Source organism: Sphingobacterium sp. ML3W (assembly GCF_029542085.1).
In the GTDB taxonomy this organism is placed as follows: Bacteria; Bacteroidota; Bacteroidia; order Sphingobacteriales; family Sphingobacteriaceae; genus Sphingobacterium.
In genome coordinates, this window is record NZ_CP107036.1 from 664646 (window position 1) to 678978 (window position 14333).

Consider the following 14333-nt stretch of genomic DNA (forward strand, 5'->3'; position numbering starts at 1 on the left):
AATAAAAGGGAACTTGCTCATTGTTTTCGGAATGTATGCTGGAAATGCATATCAAATTCATAATGATGGACCCCGCACTTTGAGATCTTCGGGCTTCAGATAAACAAAGTAAGCTGCCTGTTCCTGCGATTTCGGGAAGTAACCTCCTATATAAATTTACCCAATCGAGGCGGATATTAATCGTGTAATGGCAGCTATCGATCTGTACAAAATCGTTGGAACAGGCAAAAGAGATCTTGTTCAATGGTGAATTGCATGTACATCGGCCAAATAGGGAGGAGCTCCTGCTCATTAAAAGTGGAATATACAGTTATGAGGAACTTTTTTTGCGCTCCCAACGGCTTTTTAAAGAGATACAGGATCTTTCTTTATCCAGCATGCTTCCAGCTGCACCGGATCAGGCTATCCTGACAAAGCTTTTGGTGGAATTACGGGAAGAACTCTATCGCTGATGTTTGTGCCACTTCAGGGCGCAACCTCATCGACTGATCGAAGCTTGCCTCAAGTTGCGATAGATCTCCACAATCGATATGCGTGGTCTATTCAAGAAGCTTAATTTGAAATTAATAATGCTGCAAATAATCAATTATTTTGGACGGATATTAAGTCTTAATACCCAAATCATAAATGTATCTGGTATTCAGGATCATTACTTACTATATTTATAAAGCTAATTAAAAGTGCATATTTAGGTTGCTGTAAAGGCTATGATTAAAATTGAGTAATGGTATTTTGTGGTTTAAGCCGTTACAAGGGATCTTATAGAGTACCACAAGACTCGGTCAGCATTTGTCAAAATATGCCAACTAAAAAAGAATAATAAAAACATTTCAAAACAGATGAGTTACGATATTTCACTATACAGGATTGAAACAAAAGTAAGGGAGGAAAATGCTCATGATGCGGATTTTTTCGAAAAAGAGGAAAACCTAGTTCCTTTTACTGGACAACAGTTTCAAGAGCTTAAAGAGCGACTTTTAAGCTACAAATACAAGGTCACAGGAGAGGATGATCATGGTCTACATTTTAGCCATTCCGATGGCGATTTTGGCACAGCCTTATTAACAGGACATACCCTCTACTTTACAGCAAGCTGGAATGAAAACTCAATTTTTGAAGTAGGAATGGTCGCTTCAGAATTTACTGACAGTGGGGAATACGCAAAGTATGATTTCCAGCGTGGAGAATGGGAGGTATGGGAATGATCAAGCGTTCCCATAAATTAATTTCTGTATTGCGTTAATGTCATACCTGTTTGTTTCTTAAAATAACGTGTCAAATACGAACTGTCTTCAAAATTGAGGCGGTAGGCAATCTCTTTAATGGATAAATCTGTGCTGCGTAGGAGAGCCTTTATTTCTAATGTAACTTGTCTATCTATCAATCCTTTTGGGGAGTCATTCAAGAAATCTTTGATTATTTGTGATAAATAGAATGGGGTGATATTTAACTTGTTGGCATAAAATACGACACTGCGTTGCTCAGTACTTTAAATCTCAACAAGATTATGTGGTATTTTGATGTATCCCAATTCAATAAATGGAAACATATTATGTAATGCATTTAATATCCCGAATAATAAACTATGACAGCAAAAGACTTCCTTGCAAAGGAGATTGATAGATTAAACGAATTAATAGATCAACAGGTAAGTAAAACATCAAATTTACAGCTTCGAAATGAACTGATGGATGCTCTCTACTTGTTAACTGTTTTTGAAAAGCATCGGATCAACAAGAAAACAATTGAAACTATTTTTGAATTGCCTAATGCCAATACAGGGTATTCTGAATACCGAATTATAAATGATTGTGAATCTGATAATCCTGATCATTGGATTGAAGTGAACATGGACAATAAGCCAATTGTCTTGAATGATGGGGATATCATCATAAAAAAGAAGTAAATTTTAAGCCAATGATTTTTGAAAACCAAACTATAAAAATAAAAGCAAACTATTTTAGCGGGAATAATCCCAACGATGATAATGCCATAAAAATCTAGAGACCAGCTGTTCGATATTCTGTAGGTGTTTTGCCTGTCCATTTTTTAAATGCCCGAACGAAGGCACTTGACTCAGCATAGCCCAAAATGGTTGAAATTTCTTTTACGGAAGAACTACTGTTTTGCATGTAATGGACAGCCAGTGACTTACGCACCTCTTCAACAATTTGTACATAAGATGCTCCCTCATCTTTGAGTTTACGCTGTAAAGTCCTTACACTGACATTGAAATTTCCTGCTACCGCTTCTATCGAGAGTGAGTAAAGGTAAGAGTTCGCTAGGAGGTAGTTAAATATTCTTTTGGAAAGATCGCCCGTTAACTCGTTTGGATTTTGCAATTTGTTCATTTGGTTAATGAGCAAAGTTTGCACCTCATAGTTGGCTGTAATGATCTGAAAGTCCAGATATTCTCTGGGAAATTCTACCGTATAATATTCTGCTTTTACTATTGGACATTTTAAAATTGTCTCATAGTCCATGTAGCGATCTTTCTGAAAGCTTGGTAGACCAACCTTCGTGGGTTTCAGCTTTTTAAGCAACAGCCCTTTCAATTCATAAATTGTAAGCGCTATCAGGAAGTCTCCGAATTGTCTTTGGGTCATCTGGAAATGGTCAAAACCTGCATTTTTATGGTATTGGATGACACATGTTTTATGCCCCAGTTCTATTTCCATTGTGTAAAGATCCGTGACTACGTGCATCATCGATCGTATTTGTAGAAGAGCATCTTTCACGGTGCTGCTCGTTTGGATAATTTGTCCGACAATATTCAGAGCCGCTAACTGCATTGTGGCTCCAAAATGCAAGCCTATCAGCTCATCTTTGGAAAACAGAACAATGTTCTTCCACAGATTTTCCACCTGTTGATTGGAGATATCAAACCTGGAGCCGTTCATTAATTGGGCAATCGAAAACCCTGATAATGCAGTAATTTTAGCATCATCTAGCCCACGCTCACCGCAAAAGGCAATTAAGGCTTGCAACATGGTCTGTCTATAATTCATATTGTAAATCTAATGATATGTTTTTACAGTTTGTATCTGATTGTCGCATAATGTCAATACCCTGTCGCTTATAGATAATCTAATGCCATTCGTACTCCTGTACTTTTGAGTAACAAAAAGATAGAAATTATGACACTTAAAAATGTATTGCTGACCAATGCGATCAGCTCAGGAATGACCGGAATCTTATTAGCGACCATGCCTTCTTTATTTACACAACTATTTAAAACACCACACAGTAGCCTGTTTACCTTGATGGGAGGTTTCCTGATCGTGTTTTCTGTATTTGTACTGGCAACGGCTATGAAAAAAATTATCCCGAAAAGTTGGACCAAATTTATCATTACGCTCGATATCATATGGGTTATCGCTAGCGTTATTACTGTCACTACCTTGTTTTATACAATCAGTATTATAGGTTCTGTTATGATCCTCGCTGTTGCCGCATGGGTTGGAATAATGGCTTATTTGCAGAACAGAAATCTAAACACTATTTGAGATGGAAAATATTAATGCTTTTGTGGATATCTTCCTAGCTTGCTTGCAGCGGCGAGAACTGAAAAACCTGGTTGATCTTTTTGCTGAAGAGTTTTACCTGGAAATTCCGGGCAATACAGTAAAGATAAAATGGCTGGGATCGAGAAGGTCGAAACCGGAGGTGGAACAACTTTTTAAGTTACTGTGGTCAGCTGTAGAGCCTTTAACGGCTGCAATACAGACAGTATTGACCAACGAAGATCAGGCTATTATAAAAGGGAATTTTACCTCCAAGATGTTGGAAACAGGAAGGTTGGTCAGTTCTGTATTCTTTATTCACTTGAGGATACACAACCATAAAATTATCGAATATACACTGTTGGAAGACAGTTATGCAGTCTCGGAAGCTTTGCGATAGAAATTTAGTCCACTTGGTTGTCCCCCTGCTTTTATTATTATATCATGGTAACACAAAAATAGCAGGACTCCAAAGCTACGGATATAAATGGTGAATATTTCTAACCGAGCATTCAGCTGGAAAATGCTAAAGAAAGAGACGTTCATCGTTTTGAAAAGAATTAGGACACGAGATTCTCAGTGTGATAGGCGGTTTCATGTGTTCTAATTCTTTTTATTTACTTAACTTTGGATATACATGAACCTACTAAAATCTATTAATAATAAGAAGGTAGCTGCAGCTGTTTTCTTATTGGCTATCTCAGGAACCGCATTTGCTCAAAATAGGGAGACAAGACCCAATATTGTTTTTATTATGGCGGATGACCTCGGTTATGGAGACCTTGGTGTATACGGTCAGAAAAAGATTGAAACCAAGCATATAGATTCACTAGCCAATAAGGGAATGAAGTTTGAGAACTTTTATGCTGGTACCTCTGTCTGTGCGCCTTCGCGTTCTTCTCTAATGACAGGACAACATACTGGACATACCTATGTAAGAGGAAATAAAGAAATCGAACCAGAGGGACAACAACCGTTGGCAGACTCGGTACAGACAATCGCTATGTTGTTGCAGAAGGCGGGCTATGCGACAGGTGCTTTCGGAAAATGGGGTTTAGGGATGGTTAATACTTCTGGGGCACCGGATCAGAAAGGATTTTACGAGTTTTATGGTTACAATTGCCAACGTCAATCCCACCGTTATTATCCTACTCACCTTTGGCATAATAAAGAGCGAATTGAGCTTGATGGTAATGGATTATTGGCCAAAGGTCAATATGCACCAGCATTGATCCAAGAGAAAACTCTTGCCTTTATTGATGCGAATAAAGACAAACCTTTCTTTCTCTTTGTACCTACCGTACTTCCCCATGCCGAACTTTCTGGTCCAGAAGATGAATATTACCAGCGATATGCCAATTCATTTGATGAAAAACCACATAAAGGAAATGATTACGGACCAAAGGCAACAGTTCCGGGTTATGCTGGTGTAGAGAAACCGCATGCAATGTATGCCAGCATGGTAAGTCGTATGGATGCTTATGTAGGTCAGATCGTAGAAAAACTACGTCAAAACAAATTGCTTGACAATACCGTAATCATATTTACAAGTGACAACGGTTCACATAAAGAAGGGGGAGCAGATCCTAATTTTTTCAATAGTTCTGGAGGTTTGCGTGGAAATAAGCGCGATTTGTATGAAGGAGGCGTCAGGACTCCGTTCATTGCCTATTGGCCGGGAAAAATAGCTGAAGGAAAGACATCAAACTATCTGGGTGCATTTTGGGATATTATGCCGACGATGGTAGAACTTGCTAAGGCGGATAAACCCAGATATACAGATGGGATTTCTTTTGTTCCTACTTTATTGGGACGCAACAAACAACAAAAGCAACATAATTATCTTTATTGGGAATTCCATGAAGATGGTGGACGTCAAGCCTTACGAAAAGGTGACTGGAAACTCATTTTGCAGAAAGTAATTACTGGTACTCCGACTAAGGAACTGTACAACCTCAAACAAGATCCAAAAGAACAGAACAATGTCGCGAATAGCAATCCGAAAAAAGTACAGGAATTGCAACGCTTGATTGAGAAAGCGCATGTGGAGAGTGCTATCTTCCCGTTGACCAATAATGCGAAATAAAATGTAAGTCATTTACAAAAGATTTGGCAAACCGAATAAATATGGCCGCTTGGGACACCCAAGCGGCCATTATTTATAGCTGTCATATTATTTTTTCGATACATCGCTTATTATTGTCTGTATCCTGACGGCGTTAATTTTTCTGTATATCAATTAAGATTTTGACTTCAGTGGGATCATTAACCAGAGCTTCAAATCCTTCTGAAACGATATTGTCTAAGCTTATTTTGCGTGTCACAAGTTTTTCTACGGGCATACGTCCACTATCGATAAGCGCGATAACCTGTGGAAAGATATTACGATAGGCGATAATACCTTTAATTGTGATTTCCCGCAGCACCTGATCCAGTGCATTGGTAGTTACAGGTTTGCCAAAAAGTGCAACTAAAACAGCCGTTCCACCATTTTTTAAACTATCAATTCCAGTTGTATAGGAGTCTTGTACACCAGCGCAATCTAGAAATACATCCACTCCAAGCTCCGTGATGGACTTAATTTTTTGTAGTATACCTTCTTCTTTTGCATTGATGATATGGGTAGCACCGATGGCTTTAGCCTTCTCCAAACGCTTGTCTGCGATATCAGTCACAATAACTGTTGTTGCACCTGCGGCAAGTGCAGCCTGAAGACATAGTAAACCTATCGGACCAGCGCCAGAAACTAATACAGTCTCTCCGATTTTAAGTCCACTTTGCAGCACTGCATAAACTGCTACAGCAGCAGGTTCCACCAATGCCCCCTTTTCGAACGACATGCTATCTGGTATTTTGTGTACCATATAGTCTTCGACGACAACATACGGCGCAAATCCACCATTGCTGGATAGACCTACAAATCCCAAAGGTTCAGATAAATTATATGCGCCATTTGCGATAAAAGGACTATCAAAGTTCTTAAAAATCGGTTCTACGACCACACGGTCACCTACTTTTAAATGATGGACGCCTTCGCCAATCGCATCTATTATTCCTGAAAACTCATGCCCCAATGTAGTGGTTCCTTGATGCCCATTTAGTGGATAAGGTCGATCTACTGGGATTAATTGGGGACCGTGTACATATTCATGTAGATCAGATCCACAGATTCCTGCGAAATGAACAGCTATTTTAACTTGACCAGTCCTCGGCTCAGGGATTTCTGTTGATTCTACTCTGATATCTTTTGCAGCATACCAACGTGCGGCTTTCATTGTATTCGTCATGTTATCTCCTTTTTTGAATATAATCTAAGATAGGAAGAATGATTCGCGATTATGGTGATCCATATCTCAAACGTAAATGAGATGGATCATTTTAGTCGAAAATTAGCGGAGGAGATCCTATAATTCAAAATGGCGATCATGATTCGTATTCCGAAGATTTATTAACGAGCTGTTGCAATAGGTTGCTGCTTCAAATTCGCTGATGCTGACTGAAAGGAAAAAAGTCGAAGGAAGCAATTTCTTCAGTCGGGCAGTGATTGTTTTTGAGAAATTAGTCTTATTGCTTCCAAGTTTATAATAGTGGAAAGACTGAATTCTAACCTTTATGTCATTGTTAGCAAAAATTCCTGTAGCGTCTGCTGTATCGTATACGGCGGCCATGAGTTCATCAGTTATTATTTGAAGAATACATTGTGAACATTCTATAATAAAATGAGGCATAAACAATATTATCTGTTTTATACCTAACAGTAGGGGTACGAAGTTGTTTATCAGGATTTTATTGTCTCTAAAAGTTGATCATCAATTTCGTTTACCCCTATGTTGCAGGGCTGATACTTTACGGAAAATGAATTTTAGATGTTAGTTGGGGGATAGAGGAAAATCATAATTTCTAAAAGGAAGATCCGTATGAACAGAATTTTCATCTCTATCCATCTGTTTTCATACCTCCCGTTTTAAAGGGGGGATGAAAACAGGTGAAGTGTATTCAGTATGGGCTCTGTATTGAACGATTTAGTTCATCTTAATCATTGTCATGATTTTCAGTAGCATATGAAAACTTAATTGATTTTTGTGGATAAGTTTCCATACTCATACGGCTGGTATTTTTGATGATACTTTTTAAGCTGACCCGATCACCCAATTTAAAATAAGCTTCTACAGTTTGATAATCCAATAGATAAGGGCCACAAAAGTAATTTCCATTGGTATCTTTTTCTATGGTTCCCTGATAAAGTCCCGCTTTTGTTTCTTTTGGCATATGTGTTTAATTTGGAAACAAAGGTAGGAAGAGTAATTGGCAATTCGGTGTCAATTGTCATATTCCTTTCGCAACGGTCAATATTTTTAGCCAATAATGGCATTATCGTCATTTATTTAGCAAGTTGGTTTGATTTTAATATCTTGCTAATCCATTTCAGATAAACTTTGTTTTTCGAGAAGTCATTATGCCCTTCATTGTTTAATGTGATGAAACGATCTGAGCTTTTTAACAGTTTGAAAAGTTTCGTAGAGGAACCATAGTAGACAGCCTTATCACTGCTGCCGTGGAAAATAATAATCGGACATTTTACCTTCTTCAAATGGGATGCATTATCAAAACTGAAGGGAATATTCGTGGTGTCTAATTCAGGAGCGACATCTTTTACCCAGTCTGCTATATTGTAATATGGGGCCTGTAAGATCAGCAGGTTAGGCTGGTTGTTGGCTGCAATATTAGAGACTAGGGCACTACCCATTGATTGGCCCAATACGATAATGTTATGTTCAGAATAGATTGTCTTTAGTTTGTTGTAGACAATTTGAACATCATTATACAGCATACTTTCATCGGTAACTTTACCTTGGCTTTTGCCATACCCACGATAGTCAAGCATAAAGATATCATAACCATTCGCTGCGTATATAGGAGCAATTTTACCCCAGGTGTCTAGGGCCCCATTGCTTCCATGTAAATAGAAGATCAGACCTTTGGGCATTTTGGCTTTAAATAATAGTCCATTCAGAACAATACTATCCTTTATCAGAATGTATTTCTCTTCAAACGGGGTATCAAAATTGAAAGCTAAATTTTCGATCTTTTTACCTGGAAATAATTGTTCGGTCAGCAAAGTATTCCATTCTTCTTTCGTCCACGATTTTTTATCCTGACCATTACAGATGGAGGGGAAAATCATCGTAGTAAGGAACAGGCATATTACCCAAACAGATAACTGTTTGGCCCATATTTCCGCTGATGATATATTGATATCCGATTTCATTGCTTTGTTAGTTTGTTAATTGGGTGTTCTTTCTAAGTTATTACTAATATCTCGAAATGAGATTTGCCGCCGTGCGATCTCAATTTTTGGCCACCAGGATATATCACCGGACAACTTTACAAGAAATCCGGTGATTTTATTTATTAAGTTTTGCAACCTGAATGGCGATGAACTTTGGTAAATAGTTTGGAGTACAATTTTTAGCCACCATTTCGTTTTTATAAAGTCCTGTTTGCTCTCCGATATTTATACATCTTTTTCGGAAAGTTTCCTGAAAAATACCGATTTGAGCGGCAGTAAAATTCATCGCCCACTGGACTTCAGATACTTCATTTTCAATTCGGGTTTCAATCTTAGAAAGCAATTCCTCGCTATTGGGCGGCGGCGTTTGTCCCGCCCATCGCAATCGGGCTTGATGGTACCAAAAAGTACGTCTTTGAAGGGGAGATGTACTGTTTTCCCAACTTTCCATTAATACAATTGTCCGTTTGTCCTTGGTAAGTTGATTCGCCATAAGCCAATCAATTAGCTGCAGTTTTTCGTCTTGCTGATGTTGTTCGATATCACTGACCAACCTGTCAATAATTTCTTTAAAAAGTAATTTCTTGTCCATCAGCAAGATCGCCAATTGTCGGGCAAGATAGTGTGTTGTAGACCATAGTTCCATGGCTAGTTCGTGGTCTTTTTTTATAACGTTAGCAATTTTACGCAAGTCACCAAGTTTGGTCTTCTTGTCGCTAATTTGCGTGATAATATTTTCTGCTGTCGATGATAGTTTCATAATTGTTTTCCAATAGTTAACAGGTGTATGACACTTACTTACTCATTGTCACTTTCCTGTATGGAGTGCATCTTATGATATTTATGCGCTGATCAAGCGTTATCATATGGTGAATTTACTGATTTTTTAACCATTTAAAACTGAATCGGTTTTTCATTACCGATAACAAGGTAAAATATAGTCGGTATAAATTATTATTCTATTTTTGTTTGGCAACCTCGTATATCTTGATTAAAAGACAAGATCCTGCATTGTTTGGTTATAAGCCAAGGAGTTGAGGAGGTCGTACAACAAGATGGCAATACTTTTGACGTTATATTTGAATAATGGAATTAAGAAAAGAAATTGAACCTGATTTTCAAACAGTGGAAAAACGCTATCCGGAAGTGTTAAAACTCATTCTGGCATATTCTGACTATTGTGAAGAGAACGGGGATGAAGATAATACCGAATATCAGAAGCTTGAAAATACGCTTCATGAATTGACGGGTAAAGATATGTCTCAATTTAATCTTTGGGAACGGTGGGAGGAAGAAGGCGCTGAAGTTTTGGCATTCAGGATATCACTTCCCGCTCCGAAAATTATTCAACATATCACAAAGGATGAACTGGCAGAAATTGTGGGACGACAAAAGACTTTTGTTATGCAGGATGAGGAAGATAAAAGTTTGAAAGCGCAGTTTCATTATCATCTTGATGATTATTTCATTGATTTTCTAAAGTTAAATTTTACAACTTTTAACCGCAGTCTTTTTCAAAGACAAAAAGATAAACAGGGCAATTATTTTGAATATAATCAAAAAGAGATTGTTGAAAAACTATGGAACATGGGAAAGTATAAGTAACCATGTCCAACTTTGATAAAGTTTATAGAGACCGCTTTCATACCAACTACTGATTGATCCGATACTGAGTATTTGCTTTATAGTTTATCTAATAGGGAACAAGGCAGATATTCAGGGATAATAATCTTACGCTGTAAAATAGAATAACATAGTTTTTTTGTAATTTAGTCAAAAGCTGTATCAGACGCTTGGCATAATAAGTGGCGAAATGTCAGCAACAGGATCGCAGAAAACGATGTCCGAAATTTTAAACTCAAAAAATGCTTTCACTGAACGATAACATTCAATAAAAAATGCTATTAACCCCTACAATATGAATAGAGAAAATCCGATCCATCTTTCGTTGACAAGTACGAATAGTCACACCGTAAAAATTGAGGCTGGACAAGGTAGTTTTTCTATTGGTGAAGCTGGTATGGACAAGAAAAAATTTGATGTTCTTGTCGAAAAAGATTTAGCCATCAACTGGAACGCCTTTGATACATATACAACACCCGCTGGTAGCCATTGGCCAAGATTTTTTTATTATTACGGCAACGACATCTGCTTCTTGGAATGGTCAAAAAATAGAGCTATTGAGGATTTCTTTTGGCAACCATCTAATCCGACATCTATCGACTTAAATGCAACGCAGATCGGAAACTTGTCGGTTCGTTCGAATAAAATTCCTGTAACAATAACTTTGCCTGCAGGAGAGGAAAGTAACTCCTTTGGTTTGAAATCGCTTAACCTGTCAGGAGATCTAGAAAATTTTGAAATTTTATCGAAAAATGCCCTTCCCCACATTCGCTTTTCTCCCAATCTGACGAGGGACAAAACGGTATTGCCTTATCGATTACCTTCTTTTAAAGCTCTAGAAAAAATTACTTGGCTCGATATTGTTGTCGAACCGTTGGGACAGCCGCTCGATTGCGAATGCTTATTGCAGTTTCCCAATTTGCAAGGGTTAAACCTTACAGGAAATCTTAGTAATGTGGCTAGCCTTAAGGAAATTAAAAAGTTGGAAAGTCTAGCGATACGTTATGCCCCCAGCTTGAAAAACTTTCCACCATTAAATGCCTGGGACAACCTGAGATCATTTATAGGCTGGAATATTGATGAGATTACAGGGAAAAGATTAAAAACCGAATTAAAGGAGCTCGTTAAGTCAGGGAAAGAACTGGAATATTGTTCAGTCTCCAAACTGCGGAGTTCGGTTTGGTTTACGACAGAATATGGAATTCCCTTTACAAACTGGGAAAGCAAAAACGCTAAAATTGCTACCAAAGCTTATAAAATTGCTTTACAGAAAATCGCTAAATGTAAAACAGAAAATGAGGTTAAACAAGCGCTTGTAGAATTGATCGAAACAGTTAACAAACTGCCGAGTATTGAAACTGCGGAGAGGGAAGATACTGGTGTTGCCATTCAGCAATTAATAGAAGCCTCACCAGTAATAATAGAGCAGGAGCTAGCCAACAATTGGTTTGACGCAGCCAGGGATTTTTAATAGAAGTATGATTCTAGACGGGGATAAATCAAGCTAATTTTTATGGTAATAGACAATAAAATCCACAAGGAAATATTAGAAGCTATGAGGCACTATAAGACCTTGGCACATATTCTTATTGATAAGTTGATTGCAGAAACAGATCAGCCTGCGAAAGTCGAAATAGAGGCTGGAAATTACTATGAAATAGCGGATGCAGATATATTAAATGGGGAGGAGAACTTGACAGATCATTGGTGGTTTGACGTTCATGGCGAACATTGTCTGTTTAAGAATTTAATAACCAATCAAGTGCTTGAAGTTTCACTTGGAGACAAGGAAAGTGTTGGTAACCTCGATCCGTACTTCTTCTATAACTTTTTACAGACGACCGACAATGTAAAACATCTAATAAAATATTTTGACAATCCATTTGCCGACATGTTAAATCTTTTTGAAGAACTTGAACGACAAAACAAAATGGTACACATTGGTGGAGTTCAATTTAGGTTGCGCTAGAGATCGTAGGTCAGTTCAATCCGGCCTCGAAGAATTGTGTCTATTGAGGGCAATACCCTACTAAAAATAAGTGGGGTGATATCTTCGAAAAAGTCGTAAATTGTAGCAAACATAATGCTGTAAAAAGCTATTTTAAATTGTGAAAAAAACTGTTTTTTACCGACGTGTTAATATTTGCATGAATAAATGAATAAAAGTATTAAGGAAATAGTTGAGGTTTTGGAGGCTTTTGATTAATTTTTTTTGCGACAATTATGTGCTGGTGCATTTTATCCTAGTATAACATGGCAGCACTAGATAGATACAGAAAAAGTAACTTTCCAACTGGAAAATCACTTTTTCTGTATTTGACTAATAACCCGGATTTTGCACCAAGTTAGGTTCTACCTGAAAACTACTTTCGTGAAATGGCCATAGGTATTGGTGTTTTAAGAATTTTCGATCCTCAATTTTGAGTACCTCAGACTGTCCAGTACCATTCAAACGCATGTGACCGAGAGCTGCTTGATTAAGTACCGTTTCTGCTGTTTTCCATCGCAAGATATCGCTATAGCGTAATCCCTCGCCAGCAAATTCGATTCTTCTTTCGTTGCGGATTAGCGCTATCCATTCCTGCTGTGATTTTGCAACTAAATTTACATCCGCAATGCTCATATCAAGTCCGGCTCTTTTGCGAATTTGGTTGATACAACTTTTAGCCAGTTCATCTATTTCATTCAACATAATCTTGGCTTCGGCATAGGTTAAAAGGACTTCGGCATAGCGGGCTAAAGAAAAATGCATATTTCCACCAGTACGGAACGCATCGGCTTGGTCCACAAATTTCTTAAACCAGTATCCCGATCTACTACTGCGTAAGTTTTGGTAGTAAAAAGCACTTTTGGAATCATAGATATCTATTTTTTCATTATTGAAGAGATCGCCATGACCAAATACACTAGCTTCATACCGCGGATCGCGGTTTAATTTTGGATTAAGCTCATAGGCTTGTTTGCTGTGTAATGGACAGTTATCGATTGGTCGCCCCTGTAAAGTCCAATAACTATCCACGAGTGCTTTTAGAGGAACGACATAAGATTGTCCATTTCCGGTTCGATATTGTGGTGCCAGATGTTGAAATGACGCCGTTGCTGAGTTGTTATGACTCTCCATATCGAACTTGATAATAAACTCTTTGTTGGTTTTATCTGCTTGATAATTAAATAGATTGGCGTATTGAGGGTGCAGTTGATATTTTCCACTATCCATTATTTCCTTAGCAAGCCTCGCCGCCAGTTCGTACCTTCCATTATAGAGCGCATAGCGCATAACCAATGTTTTAAAGGAATATTTATTGAACATATATGCATTTGTAGTACCTTCATTTTCCGGAAGTCTATTGGCGACATCTTCACTCATTTCAAAGAGTTTGTCGAGGATTTCGGCTTTAGGGGTAACAGCTGGTGTTGCCTCTTCCAGTTTAACAGGAGTAAGCACAAAAGGGACATTACCCCAAAATTCTGTGATCCTGAAGTAATGCCAGATGCGCAAACCTTCAAGAATTGCTTTATACCTTTGCCGCGTAGATTCATTTTCGACATAGGGTACATCAACATTTGCCAAATAGGTGTTAATACGTCCTATATGCTGATTGTGTAAATTCCAGTAATAAACAGCTAAAGCAGAGTTGCTGGTCATATTGCCGTTGGCAATGATCATATGGTGATCTGTCTCAATGCGGGCATAAGCATTGTCCGAACGACCTTCGGTCATATAAAAAAGGAGACGACGTTCACCAGGGCCCATAAAAGCATCCAAATAACTGCTATAGACCACACGACGTAGATCCTCCTCTGTGTTAAAAAACTCATCAAAGGAAGTTGCTGTTGGATCTCGTTTATCAAGAAATTTTTCGCAGCTACTAAGTGTCGCCAATGCTATTATCAGGGTAATAATTTTCTTTTTCATT

General features: G+C 38.0%; 15 protein-coding genes. 9 read left to right on the forward strand and 6 right to left on the reverse strand.

Features of this window, described 5'->3' with window-relative positions:
- Positions 1 to 215 precede the first annotated feature (215 nt).
- From OGI71_RS02790 to OGI71_RS02800, 3 genes are all read left to right on the forward strand, one after another.
- On the forward strand, positions 216 to 452 hold the full coding sequence (locus OGI71_RS02790; RefSeq protein WP_282253768.1) for a hypothetical protein: 237 nt from the start codon (positions 216 to 218) through the stop codon (positions 450 to 452).
- A 387-nt stretch (positions 453 to 839) separates the two neighbouring features.
- Complete coding sequence (locus OGI71_RS02795; RefSeq protein ID WP_282253770.1) at positions 840 to 1205, forward strand: hypothetical protein; 366 nt, start codon at positions 840 to 842, stop codon at positions 1203 to 1205.
- A 380-nt stretch (positions 1206 to 1585) separates the two neighbouring features.
- Entirely contained in the window at positions 1586 to 1906 is a 321-nt protein-coding gene (locus OGI71_RS02800) for a hypothetical protein (protein ID WP_282253771.1), read from the forward strand.
- Positions 1907 to 2000: 94 nt separating this feature from the next.
- Here OGI71_RS02800 and OGI71_RS02805 read toward each other — a convergent pair whose 3' ends face one another.
- Entirely contained in the window at positions 2001 to 3008 is a 1008-nt protein-coding gene (locus tag OGI71_RS02805) for an AraC family transcriptional regulator (RefSeq protein WP_282253772.1), read from the reverse strand.
- Positions 3009 to 3137: 129 nt separating this feature from the next.
- On the opposite strand from OGI71_RS02805, the gene OGI71_RS02810 reads away from it, so the two are divergent.
- The 3 genes from OGI71_RS02810 to OGI71_RS02820 all read left to right on the forward strand — a co-directional run bounded on the left by OGI71_RS02810 (position 3138) and on the right by OGI71_RS02820 (position 5589).
- On the forward strand, positions 3138 to 3506 hold the full coding sequence (locus OGI71_RS02810) for a hypothetical protein (RefSeq protein WP_282253773.1): 369 nt from the start codon (positions 3138 to 3140) through the stop codon (positions 3504 to 3506).
- Position 3507: 1 nt separating this feature from the next.
- Positions 3508 to 3903: a nuclear transport factor 2 family protein gene (locus tag OGI71_RS02815; RefSeq protein ID WP_282253774.1), complete on the forward strand. Its 396-nt coding sequence runs from the start codon at positions 3508 to 3510 to the stop codon at positions 3901 to 3903.
- A 237-nt stretch (positions 3904 to 4140) separates the two neighbouring features.
- On the forward strand, positions 4141 to 5589 hold the full coding sequence (locus OGI71_RS02820; protein WP_282253775.1) for an arylsulfatase: 1449 nt from the start codon (positions 4141 to 4143) through the stop codon (positions 5587 to 5589).
- A gap of 133 nt (positions 5590 to 5722) precedes the next feature.
- On the opposite strand, the gene OGI71_RS02825 is transcribed toward OGI71_RS02820, so the two are convergent.
- The 4 genes from OGI71_RS02825 to OGI71_RS02840 form a co-directional block, all read right to left on the reverse strand.
- On the reverse strand, positions 5723 to 6790 hold the full coding sequence (locus tag OGI71_RS02825; protein ID WP_282253776.1) for a 2,3-butanediol dehydrogenase: 1068 nt from the start codon (positions 6788 to 6790) through the stop codon (positions 5723 to 5725).
- Between the two features lie 745 nt (positions 6791 to 7535).
- Complete coding sequence (locus OGI71_RS02830; RefSeq protein ID WP_121126983.1) at positions 7536 to 7772, reverse strand: hypothetical protein; 237 nt, start codon at positions 7770 to 7772, stop codon at positions 7536 to 7538.
- Positions 7773 to 7884: 112 nt separating this feature from the next.
- Positions 7885 to 8772, reverse strand: a complete 888-nt coding sequence (locus OGI71_RS02835) for an alpha/beta fold hydrolase (RefSeq protein WP_282253777.1) — start codon at positions 8770 to 8772, stop codon at positions 7885 to 7887.
- A 136-nt stretch (positions 8773 to 8908) separates the two neighbouring features.
- Positions 8909 to 9553 (reverse strand): DNA alkylation repair protein, encoded by a 645-nt coding sequence (locus tag OGI71_RS02840; RefSeq protein WP_282253778.1) that lies wholly within the window; start codon positions 9551 to 9553, stop codon positions 8909 to 8911.
- Between the two features lie 326 nt (positions 9554 to 9879).
- Here OGI71_RS02840 and OGI71_RS02845 point away from each other — a divergent pair, with 326 nt between their 5' ends.
- From OGI71_RS02845 to OGI71_RS02855, 3 genes are all read left to right on the forward strand, one after another.
- Complete coding sequence (locus OGI71_RS02845) at positions 9880 to 10398, forward strand: hypothetical protein (RefSeq protein ID WP_282253779.1); 519 nt, start codon at positions 9880 to 9882, stop codon at positions 10396 to 10398.
- Between the two features lie 313 nt (positions 10399 to 10711).
- The gene (locus OGI71_RS02850) at positions 10712 to 11887 is read left to right on the forward strand and encodes a hypothetical protein (RefSeq protein WP_282253780.1); all 1176 of its coding nucleotides are present in this window, start codon (positions 10712 to 10714) and stop codon (positions 11885 to 11887) included.
- 84 nt (positions 11888 to 11971) lie between these two features.
- Positions 11972 to 12385 (forward strand): hypothetical protein, encoded by a 414-nt coding sequence (locus OGI71_RS02855; protein ID WP_282253781.1) that lies wholly within the window; start codon positions 11972 to 11974, stop codon positions 12383 to 12385.
- A 351-nt stretch (positions 12386 to 12736) separates the two neighbouring features.
- Here OGI71_RS02855 and OGI71_RS02860 read toward each other — a convergent pair whose 3' ends face one another.
- Positions 12737 to 14332: a RagB/SusD family nutrient uptake outer membrane protein gene (locus OGI71_RS02860; protein ID WP_282253782.1), complete on the reverse strand. Its 1596-nt coding sequence runs from the start codon at positions 14330 to 14332 to the stop codon at positions 12737 to 12739.
- Position 14333 lies beyond the last annotated feature (1 nt).

Excerpts from the sequence above, each read along its gene's own strand:
- OGI71_RS02795 (WP_282253770.1), top strand. The coding sequence starts at position 840 with ATGAGTTACGATATTTCACTATACAGGATTGAAACAAAAGTAAGGGAG.
- OGI71_RS02800 (WP_282253771.1), top strand. The coding sequence starts at position 1,586 with ATGACAGCAAAAGACTTCCTTGCAAAGGAGATTGATAGATTAAACGAA.
- OGI71_RS02805 (WP_282253772.1), bottom strand. The coding sequence starts at position 3,008 with ATGAATTATAGACAGACCATGTTGCAAGCCTTAATTGCCTTTTGCGGT.
- OGI71_RS02810 (WP_282253773.1), top strand. The coding sequence starts at position 3,138 with ATGACACTTAAAAATGTATTGCTGACCAATGCGATCAGCTCAGGAATG.
- OGI71_RS02815 (WP_282253774.1), top strand. The coding sequence starts at position 3,508 with ATGGAAAATATTAATGCTTTTGTGGATATCTTCCTAGCTTGCTTGCAG.
- OGI71_RS02820 (WP_282253775.1), top strand. The coding sequence starts at position 4,141 with ATGAACCTACTAAAATCTATTAATAATAAGAAGGTAGCTGCAGCTGTT.
- OGI71_RS02825 (WP_282253776.1), bottom strand. The coding sequence starts at position 6,790 with ATGACGAATACAATGAAAGCCGCACGTTGGTATGCTGCAAAAGATATC.
- OGI71_RS02830 (WP_121126983.1), bottom strand. The coding sequence starts at position 7,772 with ATGCCAAAAGAAACAAAAGCGGGACTTTATCAGGGAACCATAGAAAAA.
- OGI71_RS02835 (WP_282253777.1), bottom strand. The coding sequence starts at position 8,772 with ATGAAATCGGATATCAATATATCATCAGCGGAAATATGGGCCAAACAG.
- OGI71_RS02840 (WP_282253778.1), bottom strand. The coding sequence starts at position 9,553 with ATGAAACTATCATCGACAGCAGAAAATATTATCACGCAAATTAGCGAC.
- OGI71_RS02845 (WP_282253779.1), top strand. The coding sequence starts at position 9,880 with ATGGAATTAAGAAAAGAAATTGAACCTGATTTTCAAACAGTGGAAAAA.
- OGI71_RS02850 (WP_282253780.1), top strand. The coding sequence starts at position 10,712 with ATGAATAGAGAAAATCCGATCCATCTTTCGTTGACAAGTACGAATAGT.
- OGI71_RS02855 (WP_282253781.1), top strand. The coding sequence starts at position 11,972 with ATGAGGCACTATAAGACCTTGGCACATATTCTTATTGATAAGTTGATT.
- OGI71_RS02860 (WP_282253782.1), bottom strand. The coding sequence starts at position 14,332 with ATGAAAAAGAAAATTATTACCCTGATAATAGCATTGGCGACACTTAGT.